Annotated in this window: 12 protein-coding genes; 3 read left to right on the forward strand and 9 right to left on the reverse strand. The window is 46.4% G+C overall.

The genetic code is table 11. The features are described from left to right. Positions 1–47: 47 nt before the first annotated feature. From kdsB to rsmG, 6 genes are all read right to left on the reverse strand, one after another. A complete protein-coding gene (kdsB, locus tag MN210_RS07340) occupies positions 48–875 on the reverse strand; it encodes a 3-deoxy-manno-octulosonate cytidylyltransferase (RefSeq protein ID WP_338411956.1) in 828 nt (275 codons plus the stop codon). Between the two features lie 133 nt (positions 876–1008). Beyond that, a complete protein-coding gene (gene lpxK, locus MN210_RS07345; protein ID WP_241878062.1) occupies positions 1009–2136 on the reverse strand; it encodes a tetraacyldisaccharide 4'-kinase in 1128 nt (375 codons plus the stop codon). A gap of 170 nt (positions 2137–2306) precedes the next feature. Continuing rightward, positions 2307–4139, reverse strand: coding sequence for a lipid A export permease/ATP-binding protein MsbA (msbA, locus tag MN210_RS07350; RefSeq protein ID WP_413775356.1), 1833 nt, complete (start codon positions 4137–4139; stop codon positions 2307–2309). A 128-nt stretch (positions 4140–4267) separates the two neighbouring features. Next, positions 4268–5356, reverse strand: a complete 1089-nt coding sequence (locus tag MN210_RS07355) for a ParB/RepB/Spo0J family partition protein (protein ID WP_338411957.1) — start codon at positions 5354–5356, stop codon at positions 4268–4270. A 240-nt stretch (positions 5357–5596) separates the two neighbouring features. Continuing rightward, positions 5597–6370 (reverse strand): ParA family protein, encoded by a 774-nt coding sequence (locus MN210_RS07360; protein ID WP_011960638.1) that lies wholly within the window; start codon positions 6368–6370, stop codon positions 5597–5599. Positions 6371–6489: 119 nt separating this feature from the next. Further along, positions 6490–7167 carry a 16S rRNA (guanine(527)-N(7))-methyltransferase RsmG gene (rsmG, locus tag MN210_RS07365; RefSeq protein WP_011960639.1) on the reverse strand — a complete coding sequence of 226 codons (678 nt, stop codon included), beginning with the start codon at positions 7165–7167 and terminating at the stop codon, positions 6490–6492. 176 nt (positions 7168–7343) lie between these two features. On the opposite strand from rsmG, the gene MN210_RS07370 reads away from it, so the two are divergent. From MN210_RS07370 to MN210_RS07380, 3 genes are all read left to right on the forward strand, one after another. Continuing rightward, positions 7344–9776: a Lon protease family protein gene (locus MN210_RS07370; protein ID WP_338411958.1), complete on the forward strand. Its 2433-nt coding sequence runs from the start codon at positions 7344–7346 to the stop codon at positions 9774–9776. A gap of 107 nt (positions 9777–9883) precedes the next feature. Continuing rightward, positions 9884–10951: a helix-turn-helix transcriptional regulator gene (locus MN210_RS07375; RefSeq protein WP_338411959.1), complete on the forward strand. Its 1068-nt coding sequence runs from the start codon at positions 9884–9886 to the stop codon at positions 10949–10951. 113 nt (positions 10952–11064) lie between these two features. Continuing rightward, the gene (locus MN210_RS07380) at positions 11065–11724 is read left to right on the forward strand and encodes a TerD family protein (RefSeq protein ID WP_338411960.1); all 660 of its coding nucleotides are present in this window, start codon (positions 11065–11067) and stop codon (positions 11722–11724) included. A gap of 91 nt (positions 11725–11815) precedes the next feature. On the opposite strand, the gene MN210_RS07385 is transcribed toward MN210_RS07380, so the two are convergent. The 3 genes from MN210_RS07385 to aceE all read right to left on the reverse strand — a co-directional run bounded on the left by MN210_RS07385 (position 11816) and on the right by aceE (position 17628). Then, positions 11816–12811 (reverse strand): ion transporter, encoded by a 996-nt coding sequence (locus MN210_RS07385; RefSeq protein WP_011960643.1) that lies wholly within the window; start codon positions 12809–12811, stop codon positions 11816–11818. A 177-nt stretch (positions 12812–12988) separates the two neighbouring features. After that, entirely contained in the window at positions 12989–14674 is a 1686-nt protein-coding gene (locus MN210_RS07390) for a 2-oxo acid dehydrogenase subunit E2 (RefSeq protein WP_241878066.1), read from the reverse strand. Positions 14675–14802: 128 nt separating this feature from the next. Next, positions 14803–17628 (reverse strand): pyruvate dehydrogenase (acetyl-transferring), homodimeric type, encoded by a 2826-nt coding sequence (gene aceE / locus MN210_RS07395; RefSeq protein ID WP_011960645.1) that lies wholly within the window; start codon positions 17626–17628, stop codon positions 14803–14805. Positions 17629–17675: the final 47 nt, after the last annotated feature.

Below are 17675 nucleotides of genomic sequence, written 5' to 3' on the forward strand. Positions count from 1 at the left end.
TGGGTGGAATATGATAAATATAGACTCAAACCTATCTAACCCTCTGCTTACTGTAGCTCGCTAATCGGCAATGCGTTAAGACGGTCTAAATCCTCTTGCAGATCTACTCCTGGCGGCAGCTGAACCGAGGCAGCTTCGATGGCAATTTTACCTCCATTTTCAAGCACCCGCAGTTGCTCTAAGCTCTCTAAACTCTCCAAGATGCCCGGCGACCAGTGCACAAAGTCTTGCAGTAGTTTTACACGATACGCATAGATACCTAGATGACGGTAAGCCTGCTTAGGCACTGTGAGCGGTGGCTGATGCAATCCCTCAGGCTGCTGCACCATCGCCATCGCGTGATCTCTATCACAAGGGATAGGCGCACGACTAAAGTATAGGGCATGCTTTAAGTTATCAGTCACCACTTTGACGACCGAAGGACGCATGAATTCTTGGTAATCTAAGATAAGCTCATATAAGGTGGCCATCACGCAATCGGGTTTATTTACTAACAAGTCTTTGACCTGCTCTAATAGCTGTGGCGGCACCAAAGGCTCATCACCTTGCATATTGACCACGATATCCTCTGCGTCCCAGCCTTTTTTTTGTGCCACCTCACTGAGTCTATCGGTACCTGAGGCATGATGGGCATCGGTCATCACTACCTCATAACCAGCTTGCTGGCATACTACTGCAATGCGCTCATCATCAGTGGCAATACACAAGTCATCCGCAAAGGTAGCTTGACTGGCTTTTTGTGCCACCCAAAGAATCATAGGTTTACCATGAATCTCTAATAGCGGCTTACCGGGCAAACGGGTGCTCTTAAAGCGGGCTGGAATTACAATATGTACTTTTGGCTTTGGGAGGGCTAAGTCAGATACTAAGGTCATAAACGCTCTCTTTATTATTTAATGCAAGCAGATTATTTAGTGCAAGCAGTGACCGCTAAACATACCGCACTGCACATTATTGGCTTTAATTATCCATAAAATCATATCAGCTGAATATACTTAGGCCCGCAGTCTACCTGTTAATACCCAGCGAGGCCAGCTGACTCATTAAAGTGCGATAACAAGGCTGGGATAAGACCGCTTGTACCGGTAACACCCAGATAGACAACTGCTGCAACTCAGGGCTAGAGGCCACCAAAGGCGCAATTTTTACCGCATCTTTTGAAGTAATAACTACCGGGTACTCAGTCAAACTGGCCAAATCTTGAGCAGTAAACTGATGATGGTCGGGCATGGGTTTTTCAATCACCTCATAGCCTAGTGCGCTTAGGGTATTAAAAAACCGCTGTGGATAACCAATCCCGCTCACAGCATATACTTGATTAACAGTAGCAGGATTGATAGCCGCTTGATGGGCTAATAATGGGGTAAGCTTACCCGGCTGCAAATGCATGGTGAGCTTGGGCTCCGCTGAGGGCGCGCTATCGGCGTTAAACTTAGTGGGCGACTGATGATAAATCACCGTACCTTGCCTGAGTCGGCGAATCGGCTCACGCAAAAACCCAGTGGGCAACAGCTGTTTATTACCAAAGCCACGTGCGCAATCTACCACAATCCACTCAAGATCACGCTGCAGTTTATAGTGCTGTAAGCCATCATCAGCGATGATAAGCTCGGTGGCAGGCTGATATTGCATGATACTGGCAATGGCCTGCTGACGATTGGGGCATACCGCAACCACTGCTTGAGTCTCACGTACAATTAAGCAGGGCTCATCGCCCACCTCACTAGGCTTACTGTCTACGGTGACGACCTGCGGCATCGCTGACTCATCTCCACCATAGCCACGGCTTATCACTGCGACAATGATACCTTGCTGTTTTAGATAATTGACCAGTGCGATGATCAATGGCGTTTTACCACTACCGCCCACTGTGATGTTTCCCACCACCAACACTGGGACAGGCGCTTTATAAGAGGACAATACCCCTGTTTGATACAGCTTACGTCTAAGATAAGTTACTGCCCCATATAGACCACTGATCGGCCATAATAACCACAGCCACCAAGCCTGCTTTTGCCATGCATTAACCAGCCCAAGCTCAAGATTTGAGGCGCTGTTCTCTGCGCGACTCTCAGCTTGCGCCTTAGCTGCATGCGTCGTTTGGTTGGCATTATTTTTTGATGGCAGTGTGGTCATAATGAAGGCTACAAAAGTAGAAAAGAGAAGATGCCTAAGCGAGTATTAACGAGATATACGCTTCATAACACGGCCCATTTTAAACAGGGTAGCTTACGAAGTGTGTATTTTACTGCTTAGGCTATTTTAGATGTTAATCCATATGTTAGGTTATCACTGTATTTATAACCTCAGTGGTTTTTATTAAACTCACTCTCTGCAAAATCTCTATCATACATGTGCGCATAGTGCCCGGACAAGGCCATCAAAGACTCATGTGTGCCTGATTCAATAATGCGCCCACCTTCCATCACTACAATTTTGTCAGCGGACTCAATGGTGGTTAAACGGTGCGCAATAACCAAGGTGGTTCTGTCTTGCATCACGTTATCCAATGCCTGCTGAATATAGTACTCAGACTCGTTGTCCAAAGCACTGGTGGCCTCATCTAATATCAGTACCGGTGCATCTTTTAGCAAGGCGCGTGCAATCGATAAACGCTGACGCTGACCGCCAGATAGCTGTAGGCCTTCGGCACCAATATTACTGTCATAGCCTTGCGGCAATGCCATGATAAAGTCATGCGCAAAAGCAGCTTTGGCTGCCGTTACCACTTGCTCATCAGTCTTGGTCGATAAGTCGCCATAAGCAATGTTATGGCGCACTGTATCATTAAATAGGACCACTTGTTGATTGACCATACCCACCTGAGCCCGTAGCGCCGTTAGTGAGATCTGATTTAGAGGTAGGCCGTCTAAATAGATGGTGCCTTCAGTGGGGTCTAAAGTACGTGTTAATAAGTTGACCAAGGTGGTTTTACCGGCGCCACTTTTGCCGACGAAGGCGACTGTCTCACCAGCGTTAACTGTCAGATTAAAGTCTTTTAAAGCCTGGGTACCATCAGGATACTGCATAGAGACATGCTCAAAGCGAATCTCGCCTTTGGCCTTATCTAAATGCTCTCCTGTATCCTGCTCTTCAGGCTCATCTAAAAGCGCAAAGATAGATTCACCAGCGGCAATACCACGCTGTAGTTTTTCATTGACATCCGTCAGATTACGTACTGGCTTACTAAGTAGACCGGCGGCGGTCAAATAGGCAATAAACTCACCTGCCGTGGTATTGGAGATGACATCAGGACGCAGCGCCAGCCAAATCACAACGGCCAAAGCAGAAGCCATTAACAGCTGTACTGCAGGGGTATTAATGCTATTGGTCACCACAATTTTCATGCCCTGCTTCAGGTTTTTTAGCGAGGCTCTTTCAAAGCGGCCTTGCTCGTAGCTTTGACCGCCATAGTTTTTGACCACCTGATAGCCTGTGATAACCTCATTGGTAATGTGGCTGACATCCCCCATGGTCTGCTGAATACCTTTTGACAGCTTAAGATAGCGCTTAGACGCCTTTTGTACCAATAACAAAATCGGTGGTAGCACCACAAATAAGATTAAGCTTAATCGCCAGTTGGAGTACAACAAATAGCCCAATAAAGAGACCACCGTTAAGCCATCACGCAGCATGGTCTTTAACGAGTCGGTACTGGCAGATGTCACCTGCTCGACATCAAAGATAAGCTTGGAGGAGATGGTGCCTGAGGGATTGGCTAAAAAGAAAGCGTTTGGTAGCCGCAGCAGCTTATCGAACACTTCAACACGCAGTTTATAGACGAGGTTTCGTGAGATTAAAGCTGAGAAATAGTTGCCCAAAAAAGAGCCTAATCCCCGCACAAAAAATAGCAACACAATCAAAAAGGGAAACAAGTTGCGCTGCGACTGATTGCCGTGGTTAATGGCATCTGTGATGTACTGAATTAACTTAGCAATACCCACCTCAGTGGCGGAGTTGATTGCAAAGCCTACTATGGTTAAGGCAATCGCCCACCAATAAGGCTTAATATATTGCATTAAACGCAAATAAGTTTGAGTACGGGTTTTTGTTTCTGGGTTGCCAGAGACAGGCTTTGGCGGGTGACTCTGGCCAGAAGAAGTTGACGACGCCTGATTAGCCGATGGATTAGTCATCATATGCCTTATTATCAATTATAATTTAAAGCGCTAGCAAAACTGCTGACAGCTTTAAGCTAACTATATTATATGGCTCGCCTTTGACTGGCTTGAATAATAACAGTAAAGCTGTCCTTCAAGCTTTTGGACTATGTCTTAAAGTGCTGTAGCAGTGACTCAAGCTCTTCGTGACTTTGGAAGAATATCTCCATACTGCCCTTGCCACCTTTTTTCTGCTTTAATTTTACGGTAGCCCCCAGATAATCTGATAACTGCTGACTGAGCTTCTCCACTTCTGCATCTGCTTCAAGTGTGGCAGGCTTACTGCTTTTTTCAGGGTTTAAAATAGACTTTACAAGTTTTTCTGCATCACGGACAGTCATAGAAGACTCTATGATCCTCTCAGCGATGATCGGCTGCTGCTCAGAGGACAGTGATAAAAGTGCGCGCGCATGCCCCATATCTAAGTGGCCTTCGCTTAAATGCGTTTTGACCTCTTCATGCAAGTGATTAAGACGCAGCAAGTTTGATACCGTGGTTCTCGCCTTTCCAACCACGTCAGCAATCATGGCATGGCTCATACCAAACTCGGTATGAAAGCGCTGTAAAGCAGCAGCCTGTTCTATCACAGACAAGTCTTCACGTTGAATATTTTCGATAAGCGCCAGCGCAATGGCCAGCTCATCAGACAAGGCGCGTTCAATAGCAGGGATGGTCGGCTGTCCTGCCATTTTTGCGGCCCGCCAGCGGCGCTCACCAGCGATGATCTCATGGGTGATACTGTCTGAGACCTTCTCTTCTGTGGCCAAAAGCGGGCGAATGACGATTGGCTGCATCACGCCATGCTGTTTGATAGAAGATGCCAGCTCGCTAAGCGCTGTCTCACTCATATCACGTCTGGGCTGATATTTACCAGCCTGTAGACGCTCCACCGCCATCTGCACCAAAGTCATCTCTTCTTCGGCATCACTGGGCAGCACCTCAGATTTCGGGCTAACCGCCGCAGCTTTTGGCCCCGCTATTTTCTTTTTTGGTGCCGCTTTTTTGGCACCATCAGCCCCTAAGCTTGCCACTAATTTTTCAGCAGAAGGGGTTGTCTGAGCTAAGGCTTCTTTGGCCTCGCGCTCAACTTGTCTATCGTCACGTAAGGCGGCAGCTGTGATTGCTTTTTCTTTTTTAATAGACCCGAGTAGAGCATCTAACCCTCGGTTTGCAGCTAATCCACGCTTTTTTGCCATGTTGGTTATCCTCTACTACCTGCTTACCTGATCTATGAAGTTATTTGTTGGCTGCTGTATCATTTAAGCCGTTTTATGACAAATAACCAAAAATCTGAGATGATTAATGATATTAAACCCCGTCACTTAAGGGGGGTTCATTTTAATGAATTGTACGCAGCTTGCAAGGGCAATCCTCACTTATTGCCGTGTTTGCCCCATTTATTTTACCCATCTGTACCAAATACTGGCGTATAAAAACTACTCAGGCGTTATTTGCAATTGACGCGATTGCTTAATAACTTCTGTGGCAAGCTTGCGATAAGCCTGTGCCCCTTTTGAGCTTTTTTCATAATCTAGTACTGGCATACCATGAGCCGGCGCTTCGGCCAAACGTACGTTTCTTGGAATAATGGTTTTGAACATTAAATCGCCAAAATGTGCTTCAAGCTCAGCCGATACATCATTGGCCAAGGTATTACGTGAATCAAATAAGGTTCTCAACACGCCACGGATATGCAGCTGCGGATTAAGCTCTTTGAGTCTATCAATGGTCTGTGACAAGTCAGCCAAGCCCTCTAGTGCATAGTACTCACACTGCATAGGAATGATAACCCCTTGAGTGGCTACCATGGCATTAATGGTGAGCAAGTTTAAACTTGGCGCACAGTCAATAATCACATAATCGTAGCCTCGTAGCGATGTCATGGCTTGACTGAGCAGTAAGTGACTGTCGCTTTTGCCCATCAAAGTGATATCAATACCTGACAGATCACGATTTGAGCCAACCACATCAAAGCCGGCAGGGCTTGGGTATACCGCCTCAGTTAACTCAACCCCATCAAGCAGCACATCGGCAATGGTCAACTCAAGCGCCCGCTTCTCAAGACCAGTACCTGATGTGGCATTGCCTTGCGGATCTAAATCAATAAGCAATACTTTTTTGCGGCGGCCTGCCAAGCTTGACGCTAGGTTTACGGCTGTGGTGGTCTTTCCCACCCCGCCTTTTTGGTTTGCAATTGCCAGAATTTCCATAGGGTTACTCGTGTTACCTCAATAAAAGCAGGTTGGTTTAAATGTTAGGATAAAAACGATAGATTAAAAATTTTACTTAAGATGTTGCAAGCAAGCGCTATAAATACAGGTGCCAATACTTAGATCACAATTTTATGTAACTCAGTTAAATGCCGTGTCTCATGCAAATAAGGCACACTCAAAGCGATATTATCTATTTGCCATTGATCTTGAAGCACCTGAAGCTCTTGTGGCTCAGGTATCAAGCCCTTCATGGCTTGTAGCCAACCGCCTTGTGCTAATCTTGGCGCCGCCGCTTCTACAAAATCTGTCAAACTGGCAAAGGCTCGAGAGGTCACCACAGCAAATTTATCCCCTTCATCAGGATTAAAGTTCTCAATGCGGCTGGCCACAGGTGTGACATTCGTCACTTGCAGCTCGCTTATCGACTGACGGATGAAGCGAATCTTTTTTTGATTGCTATCAAGTACAGTAATGGGTCGCTCAGGCTCACAAATGGCCACGATAACGCCCGGCAAGCCGGCACCGGTACCAATATCTAACAGCTTACCTGGCTTTAGATGCGGTAAAATGGCTAAGCAGTCAATGACATGCTTAATCAATGCCTCTTTTGGCTGCTTGATTGCGGTCAAATTATACGCTTTATTCCAAAATAATAGCTTGTCTAAATATAGCAATAATTTGCGGCGTTGTTCAGCGCTAATGTCTATTTTTAATTGAGTAATCGCCTCTAATAACAGCGTATCAAGCTCATCGTATTGATTAAATATCACTTTAAATTCAGCGGTGTTCATCATCTTATCAGTACCATACTGTATTATAATACAGGCAAACCCTGGGTTTAATTAAAGCCAAACAGCCTAGCGGGGCATTATAACACGTTCATGATTTTTTTAGATGTTATCCCCAATTTATCCTACGAGATACTCAGCAATATTTCACTTTTTGTTTTACTATTTGATTTGAGCCAATTATGTCTACCCCTAAGTCGCCGAGAGCTACTACCAAAAAAATGTCTGATAAAAAAAATAGCCCATCAAGCTTAAACTGTCATTCCGGTGCTGCTCGCTTTGATAAATCAGGCAATCGTACCAACAAATCTAAGCCAACTGAGCGAACAGTCGCGCAGATTAAGCATCACTGCAAAGTGGCCGCTAACAAACTCAAAAAGCACACTGACCCCTCACAGCTACCGACATCTACCCAAGTAGCAAATAAGCTTGAGCTAGGCTTCGGTCAAGCGCGGGCCGTTCATGCCCTACAGACTGCCTTTGATATCTGCGCCAATGGCTACCATGTGTTTGCGGTGGGTGAAAATGGTCTGGGTAAACGTACCTTTATTACTCAGTATCTCATAAACCAAGGTCATAACTGTCAAAAAAATACAGACCCTTTAGACTGGATTTATACTTATAACTTTATCGAGCCTACTAAGCCTTGTGCCTTGGCGCTAAAAGCTGGGCATGCACGCGTCGTCGAGCAAGCGTTACTCACCATTTGGCAGACACTTAGCCAAGCGCTTGCCGATCAGTGGCAACAAGCGCAACACAACGCCCAAAGCGCTCATTGTAGTGTCTTAGCCGCGTCGCTGCAACAAAGCGCAGATAAGCTATTAACCTCTTTATTCACACAGCACGTTGATGCGCTGCTAGATCAGTATGCTGATGACACAACGCTTGCCGAGCCTTTTATGCGCTATGTGGCTCAGGTTAAGCAAGATATGATCCAAAATGCGGTAGCCATCGCTTGCAGTCAAATTGCCAACCAAGCCCAAAGCCATGACAGTCGGTTTTATGTAGGGCCATTACAGCGCTTACCGGAGCGCTACAGCCTGACGATTATGGTCAGCCCAAGCTTAGCATCGACGCCATCGCTGACCAAGCCTTTAGTGCAGCACACACCGGATGGGGCACCGATTGTATTTGAGCCTTATCCCAAGTTATCGAATTTGCTTGGATATATAGATCAAGCCCGCCATCATGGCAGCGATGTGAGCAGCCATCGCTTGATTCAGCCAGGCGCGCTGCACAGAGCAAATGGGGGCTATCTGCTTATTGAGGCGGCAAATCTGGCCAATCATCCAGAGGCATGGCAGGCCCTTAAGCTTGCGTTACAAACTGGCCGCTTAGATTTGGCCCATTACCGTCAAAGCGATCATATTGGTGGGTGGTCGCTTATCCCCGACCCCATAGCCTTGAATGTCAAAGTTATTTTGTTGGGCGATTCAGAGTTATATGATCAGTATGCTGAGCAAGATACTGAGTTTAATGCACTATTTAAGGTGCGCGCGGACTTTCATGAAGAAATCAGACGCACCGCCGACAATGAGCACGCCATGAGTGGCAAAATGGCTGATATTGTTAATAAATATCAGCTCAAGCATTTTGACAATAAGGCGCAGGCTGTCGTGCTTGAGTATTTAAGTTTGCAATGTGAGGATCAAAACAAGCTAAGCTTACACACCGATAGCTTAATTCAAGTATTGCTAGAAGCCAATCGTCATGCCGAACTTGCTCAATTAGCTTTGGTGGGTGCCGCTCAGGTCAAGCAGGCGCTACAAGACATCAGCTATCGCTCAAGTTATCTAAAAGAGCTGTATTTGCAAGAAATTACCGATGGCCAGCAGCTCATTAATACCTCAGGCACGGCTGTGGGACAAATCAATGCGCTGACCATTATTGACTATGCCGACAGCGAATTTGGTATGCCTGCACTGCTAACTGCTGTGGTGCAACACAGTGTCGGCTCATCCGGCGATATTTTAGACATTGAGCGTGATGTGGAGCTTGGCGGCAGTCTTCATGCTAAGGGCATGCTGATTATGAACAGCTATTTGCGCGCGCTATTTAGCCCTTATCACCCACTAAATTTCACCGCTTCACTGGCCTTTGAGCAAAGCTATGCTCATATTGATGGAGACAGCGCCACTTTGGCTGAAGCCTGTGCACTACTGTCTGCGCTGGCAGACATCCCCATCTCTCAGGCTTTAGGCATCACCGGCTCAATGAACCAATTAGGCCGAGTACAAGCGGTCGGTGGTATCAATGCCAAGGTTGCCGGCTTCTTCGATGCCTGCCTGCACCAAGGTTTAACCGGCAATCAAGGCGTTATTCTACCGCATGCCAATATCTCTCAGCTGATGCTACGTGATGATATCATTGCTGCCGTAAACGCCAAAAAATTTCATATCTATGGGGTAAAAAGCTTGAGTGACGCACTGACCATCTTAGCCGACATGCCGGTGGATACTTTAAATAAAAAGGGCCGTTATCACAAATCAAGCTTATTTGGCAAAATCATTAAAAACTTAAAAAAATGGGAAGAGCAGCTCAATCCGCCTGAGGAGATGGAAGATGAGTCAAATTCTAGAGAACAAAAACCAACCAAGCCCAATAAAACCCAGTAACCAGTATAAGCCCTACTACCTGCTGCTAAAATGTGCTATTTTTTGGTAGGTGGTATGTGTTTTATTAACCAATCTATAATTGATGATGACCTTTGTGAGCATAAGATATGAGCCTAAGTAAGGACACCTCCAATGATAAAAGCGGTCCGACAGAAGCCAAGCCTGCCAATAACAGTACCGCTACCACAGCCCGACAATGGGAGTTACTGAACCTATTAGAACGTGGGAGCTGGCGGGGCACCCATCATTTACATGAGCAGCTGCGCTTGGCCAATTTCGATGTCAGTCTACGCACTGTACAGCGTGATCTTAACGCGTTATCCAAACGCTTTCCTATCGAAAAAAACAACGCCAACCCCCAAGGCTGGCGCTGGAAGGAAGATGCGCCTGTACAAAGCTTACCGCACATGAACTTATCGCAGGCTGTGGCGTTCAATATGGTTGAAGCCAATTTAGCCCAGCTGTTACCACCGGCCATATTAGATGAGCTTTTCCCTTGGTTTGACTTGGCGCGCCGTCAGCTTAAAGACAGCAAGATTACCCACAATTGGCTAGATAGAGTCCGCATTGAGCCCGCCACTCAGCCCCTCATTGCCCCTGAGATTTGCCGCGAATCCAAAGACTCTATTTATCAAGCCATTTTTTATGAGCGTCAAATCAGCGCGCACTATACCCGCCGTGATAAAGATACCGCCGGTGAGTATCATCTCAACCCCATTGCCATTGTGCAGCGCGGTGTGGTGATTTATCTGCTTGCCACTAAGGTCGATGACCCTGATGAGGTGATACGCACCTTTGCTCTACACCGCTTTACTGAAGTTAAGGTAGAAGATACTCAAGCCGTCATTCCTGCCAACTTTGACCTAACCACCTATCTTGACTCAGGCGGTATGGGCTTTGCGCACTACTTATTTAGAGAGCTGCCCAATCACGGTAAAAACACTCAGATAAAACTGGTCTTCAATGGCAAAGCCGGCACCAGCCTGACTGAAAGTCGCCTCAGTGAAGATCAAAGAGTGGTCGATGATGAGCAAAGCAATACGCAGACCATCACGGCCACTGTGAACTTGACCTCTCAGCTGGTATGGTGGCTGCGCGGCTTTGGCAAACGACTGATTGCTATTGAACCTGAGATATTGGCTCAAGCGGTTTATCAAGATGAAGCTGCTCAATAGCGGATAGACTCAAAAGCTAGCAAAAACCAACAAAGTGCGATAATCTTATTTATGACACTGCCTTTAAATGGTCTAATTTTTTTTAATTGCCTTAATTCAATCAGGAGTTTCACTTGGCCTTTAGTACTTCAAGCTCAGCTGCCGCATTAGATACCAATAGCCGCACTCCCTCACACCTGCTAAGTGAGCTGCCAATAAAGGGCTCAACCTTGCTGTTTGGACTTAACTTTAAATACACTCAGGTGGTCAAAAAAGGGGTTATCAACCGCATTAAGGGCAATAAACAAACCTTAGATTTGGATTTGTCTTGTCTATTGTTCGATGAGCGGCTGCACTTGGTCGATACCGTCTGGTTCAAACAGCTGCGCGATAACTCCAGCGCCATACGTCACCAAGGTGATAGCCTAAACGGTAAGGACAGAGGCTCAGCCGCTGAGCTTGACCGCAATGTCGATATGGAAACTATAGAATTAAGACTGCCTCGCCTGCCTGATGAGGTGCATCACGTGGCGCTGTTGTTGTCTTCTTATTATGGCTATCCACTCAATCAAGTGGAGCGTGGCAATATCTACATCAGTGACGATGAGGGCAATGAGATATATACCACTGACCTAACCTTACTTAGTGGTGACAGTGCTGCTTTGTGTGTGGCAGTGTTGAGCCGAGAGCTGGGTGAATGGCGCTACACCCAGCAAGAGCTACCGCTAACTGAGTGCGCCATGCCAAAAATGACTGAGCAAGTGCGCCGTGAGTTAGCGCGTATTTACGGTTAAATTAACCCTCAAAAAAGCAGGCCTAGATATGATGTCTAGGCCTGCTTTCTTTGGTCGCTGCGATACTGGTTAGACACTAAGTCTTGATATATTACAAATGCTCACCGCAATGCGGGCAGTAGTTTTTTTTATCAAGCTCTGCCATTTTGTGCTCGTATTCTTTTTCACGCAGTAGCTGTAATATCACCTCTTCAGCCTGATCTTTACTCAGTCCCAGCTCACGCCTGGTCTGGTCTATTTTAAACCTATCTTTTATTAGGTTCATGCTCTCATCTTCTAACAACAGCTCACGAAATCTTTGTTCCAGTTGATCGCGTCGCTGCTCAAGCTCACTGGCCAAGCCTGAGGCTAAAATACCCGCGGGCAAGGCGGCCAAACCCACCCCTAAGATGGTAATCACTGCCCCCAAAAACTTACCCACTGTGGTCACCGGAATAACATCACCATAACCCACTGTCGTTAAGGTCACTACCGCCCACCACATAGACTTGGGAATAGACTCAAATACTTCAGGCTGTGCTTGGTTTTCGACGACATAAATACCACTAGCTGCCGTGACAATCATAATCAGCAAAATAAAAACAACCGCTTTAAACGACTCTTTTTCTTTGTGTAGCACAATCAATAAGATGCGCATAGCCGCAAAGTAACGGGTCAATTTAAGCAATCTAAACAGTCTTAATACCCGTAAGAAGCGCAAATCTACGGTGACAAAGTAATTTAAAAATGCTGGCGCAATAGACACAAAATCAATAATTGCGCCCGGGCTCTTTATCCAGTTCCAGCGGCGGCGCCAATGAGACAGCGTAGGATCAGCATCTTTATCGCGCTCGACAATGGCCCAAAGCCGCATTAAATACTCTACACTGAAAATGACCAAAGAAAAGTTTTCAAAGGCAGTAAACAAAGCTTGATTGGGAAAATACCACGCATCAACTGACTCAGCGATAACGGCTGAGACGTTAAGTAAAATCAGCACTATTAAGAACCGATCAAAGAAACGGCTCAATGACGTCTGATAGGATTCATTTTCAATAATGTTATAAACTCGTTCTCTAAACTGCAGGTATAGCGGATTGGTAAACATAGCAAACTTCAGTGAGTGAGGGTCAAAAGCAAGACAAAAAATGCGTTCTTCAGCCGATATTATAAAGGAGCGCCTGTCGATATACTAACACCCTTTACCAAAGTCAAAAAAAAGCCTTTGATGGGACAACCCATCAAAGGCAATTGTTGTGACTTATTGTTTAGCAATACGCTGTGACTATAGCAAAATACGTCTTGGGTCTGCCAACAGCTTAGCAATGTAGCGGGTAAATACAGCGGCATCTGCACCATTAATAACGCGGTGATCATACGACAAAGACAGCGGCAGCATTAAGCGTGGCTCAAAGTTTTGTGTTTTTTCATTCCAGCGAGGCTGCATGGTCGCTTCAGAAACCCCTAAGATGCCCACTTGTGGCCAGTTGACCAGCGGCGTAAAGTAAGTACCGCCTAGGTTACCTTGACTTGAGATGGTAAAGCTTGCGCCTTGTAAGTCTTTGGCACCCAACTTCTTATCACGCGCTTTGGCAGCCAGCTCACCAATTTCGATGGCGATCTGTTTAATGCCTTTGTCTTGAGCGTCTTTAATGACCGGCACAATCAAACCATCATCTGTCGCAACTGCAATACCCATATTCACCGTTTTTCTAATATGAATTTGAGTATTATCATCACTTAGGTGACTGTTGAACTTAGGATGCTGCATCAATGCGTAGGCGGTGGCTTTGACGATGAAAGCTAGGATTGTTAGGCCAATGCCTTGCGCCTTAAATTCACCTTTTAACTCACCACGCAGTTTCTCAGTCTCAGTAATATCAGATAAGTCAAACTGAGTCACCTGCGGCAAATAAGTGTTGTAATTTAGCTGCGGAATAGACACTTTTTGCAGGCGACTTAAGTCTTGGGTCTCAATCTCACCCCAGATATCTGTCTTACTCATGTCTGGTAAACTTGGCAGACCTGAGCTGACTACAGCACCAGTAGATGCAGCGGCAGAGCCCGTTTGCATATGGGCTTTTACGTAATCAAACACATCTTCTTTTAAGATGCGTGCATTAAGCGCTGTGCCCTCTACTTGAGTGATATCTACGCCTAGCTGACGCGCAAGCTTACGCACCGCAGGTCCTGCATAGACATCGGTAAGCTTGGCATTGACTTGCTGCTCACTAAGCTTCGCTGGTACCTGACTTTGATTTTGCGCTGTTGGTTTTGGTGCGGCTTGCTTGGCGCTCTCAGGCTTATCTTGTGCTTGAGGCACCGCTTTATTCGACTCGCTTTCTGACTTAGCCGGCGCGGCGCTTGCAGCAGCTTCTGGCGCACCTGCTGCCTTAATGACAATAAAATCTTGACCGTTGGCTACTTTATCACCAGCGGCCACCAAAATCTTCTCGATAACGCCGGATACTGGCGATGGTACTTCAACAGAGGCTTTGTCTGATTCTACCAATAATAAAGACTGCTCAGCTTCTACGCTATCACCGACGCTGACCATAATCTCAGCAATCTCAGCTTCATCCACACCCAGGTCTGGTAGCGGATAGGTCTGAGAAGTGGCAGCAGCCGGCTTATCTGCTGCTTGTGTTTGAGTTTGAGCTTCAGGCTGTGATGCTTCTTGTGGTGCTTGCTCAGGCTCAGCTTCAGCTTCTGGCTCAGCTTTAGGCTGTGAGTCTGTCTGTGCAGCGTCTGCTTCAATCTCAATAAGTACTGAGCCTTCGCTAACCGTATCACCAAGTGACACCACAATCTTAGTCACAGTACCACTGGCTGAGCTGGGCACTTCTACTGCAGCTTTGTCTGACTCTAATAAGACAATATTATCATTTTCTGTAATGACATCGCCGACCGAGACCATAATCTCGCTTACTTCGGCACTATCCACACCTAGATCGGGGGCTTTAATTTCCATATCTGTTCTCCAGCATTTATATAATTAGACAATGAGCGCTCATTGGATAAGCTCAAGCGATGACTGATCATATCAAGCCAGTTTGCTTTGGCTTTATCCAATGAGGCTTAACGAGAAACTAAGGCTTGCTACTCTTTGACATCATCGTCATTTAACAAAGCAGCATCGGCTTGATCCTCTGCACGCCCTTCATCTCGAATCTCATCATCGTCTTCTTCTACCAAATCTGGTACTGGATTTGGATTTACGTTGTCTGGCGCTGGAGCATCTGGGAAGTGGTCAAACTGTGGCTGTGGCTGCCAAGCAGGTGCTTGATCGGCGTCAATACCTAAGCTGGTAATGGCGTCTTTTACCAAGCGCATCTCAACTTCCCCTTCATCGGCCAAACGCTTCAAGGTAGCCACAACAATGTGCTCAGCATTGACGTGGAAGAAGTTACGTAACTGGGCACGGCTATCAGAGCGGCCATAACCATCGGTACCTAATGTAGCATAAGGACGGTTGTCTGGTAACCAAGCACGGATCTGCTCAGAGTAGTTGCGCATGTAATCAGTTGCGGCAACCACCACACCTTCATGCTGGGCCAATTGTTCAGTAACCCAAGGCACCTTCTCTTCTTCCATAGGATGCAAGCGGTTGTAATCGTCACATGCCATACCTTCACGGGCCAACTCGTTAAAGCTGGTCACGCTCCATACGTTAGCGCTTACATTGAACTCTTCATATAAGATACGTGCCGCTTTTTGTACTTCACGTAAGATAGTACCTGAGCCAAGTAATTGGACATGCGCGCTGGCATGTAGCTGGCTGTTATCTTCTAACAGATACATACCACGTTTGATGCCTTCTTCTGCGCCCTCTGGCATCGCAGGTTGATCGTAGTTTTCATTCATTAAGGTAATGTAGTAGTACACACGCTCACCTTCACCATACATGCGGCGTAGACCATCATGCATAATGACCGCCAGCTCATAACCGTAGCATGGATCATAGCTGACACAGTTAGGTACGGTGCTAAATAGGATGTGCGAGTGACCATCTTGGTGTTGTAGACCTTCACCGTTTAGCGTAGTACGGCCTGCAGTACCGCCCAATAAGAAGCCTTGTGCCTGACAATCCCCTGCTGCCCAAGCTAAGTCGCCCACGCGCTGGAAGCCAAACATTGAGTAGTAAATGTATAACGGAATCATCGGCAAGGCGTTGACCGAGTAACTGGTGGCCAAAGCAATCCAAGCACTCATAGCGCCTGCTTCGTTAATACCTTCTTCTAGCATGTGGCCATCTTTGGCTTCTTTATAGCCCATTAACGCTTCGCTGTCCTCTGGGGTATAAGTCTGACCGGCTGAAGAATAAATACCTAATTGACGGAACATCCCCTCTAGGCCAAAGGTACGAGCCTCATCAGGCACAATAGGTACCACACGATCTTGAATATTTTTGTCTTTTAGCATTGCTGATAACAGACGTACGAACACCATAGTGGTCGACTGCTCTTTACCATTACTGCCTTTTAGCACTCTATCAAAGATAGATAAATCAGGAATATCTAACGGAATATGACCACTGCGGCGGTTAGGCAAATGACCACCTAATGACTCACGGCGACCTTTTAGGTACTTCATTTCAGGTGAGTTTTCATCAGGACGATAAAACGGCAGATGCTCTAAATCTTCATCTTTAAAAGGCAGATCAAAGCGGTCACGGAAGTATTTTAGGGCTTCTTTATCAAGTTTTTTGATTTGGTGCGCCTTGTTGACCGCTTGGGCTTGGGTAGATAGACCATATCCTTTAACGGTCTTAACCAAGACTACCGTAGGCTGACCTTTGGTCTTCATTGCTTCACTAAACGCGGCGTAGACTTTGATAGGATCATGGCCACCACGGTTTAGATGACGGATGTCATCATCAGTTAATTGATCAGCCATCTCTGCAAGCTCTGGGTACTTACCAAAGAACTCTTTGCGAGTAAAGGCGCCATCACGGGCTTCATACAGCTGATACTCACCATCAACCGCTTCTTCCATACGTTTTTTAAGTACGCCAGTGTGGTCTTTATCCAACAAGCTGTCCCAGCGGCCACCCCAGATAACTTTAATCACACGCCAGCCGGCACCACGGAATACAGACTCAAGCTCTTGGATAATCTTACCGTTACCACGAACTGGGCCATCTAGACGCTGTAAGTTACAGTTAACCACCCAAATTAGGTTGTCTAGCTTTTCACGACCTGCAAGCGAGATAGCGCCTAAGCTTTCTGGCTCATCCGTCTCGCCATCGCCCAAGAATGCCCAGATTTTACGGTCTTCTTTTTCTAACAAGCCACGGTTCATCATGTAGTTGTGCACGTGGGCATGATAAATAGACATGATAGGGCCTAGACCCATAGAAACCGTTGGGAACTGCCAGTAGTCAGGCATTAAGTATGGATGTGGATAGCTTGAGAGACCTTTACCCCCCACTTCACGTCGGAAGTTCTCCAACTGCTCTTCAGTCAAACGACCTTCTAAGAAAGAGCGGGCATAGATACCTGGTGCTGAGTGACCTTGATAATAGATCATATCACCGCCGAAGTGATCGCTGGCGGCACGGAAGAAATGGTTAAAGCCAGTTTCATACAAAGTCGCACTAGACGCAAAAGTGGCTAAGTGCCCACCCAAATCATCATCGTTTTGGTTGGCACGCATGACCATCGCTAGGGCGTTATAACGAATTAAAGCGCGGATTTTGCGCTCAATACCCAAATCACCTGGGTAAGTTGGCTCATCTTCTACCGGAATGGTGTTCACATAAGCGGTATCTAGGCGGTTAAATGGTAGGCCTTCTTGCACCGCCATATTGTATAGCGCTTTTAATAAAAAGCGTGCCCGCTCTTTATCACTGTGCTTAATAACTGACTCAAATGCATCAAGCCACTCTTGGGTTTCGGTGTGGTCAGCATCGTTATAATAATTCATGACTATTGTCCCTGGTTTTTAATTTGAAAGCATAGCTCATTCACTTG

It is taken from the genome of Psychrobacter raelei, assembly GCF_022631235.3.
In the GTDB taxonomy this organism is placed as follows: Bacteria; Pseudomonadota; Gammaproteobacteria; order Pseudomonadales; family Moraxellaceae; genus Psychrobacter; species Psychrobacter raelei.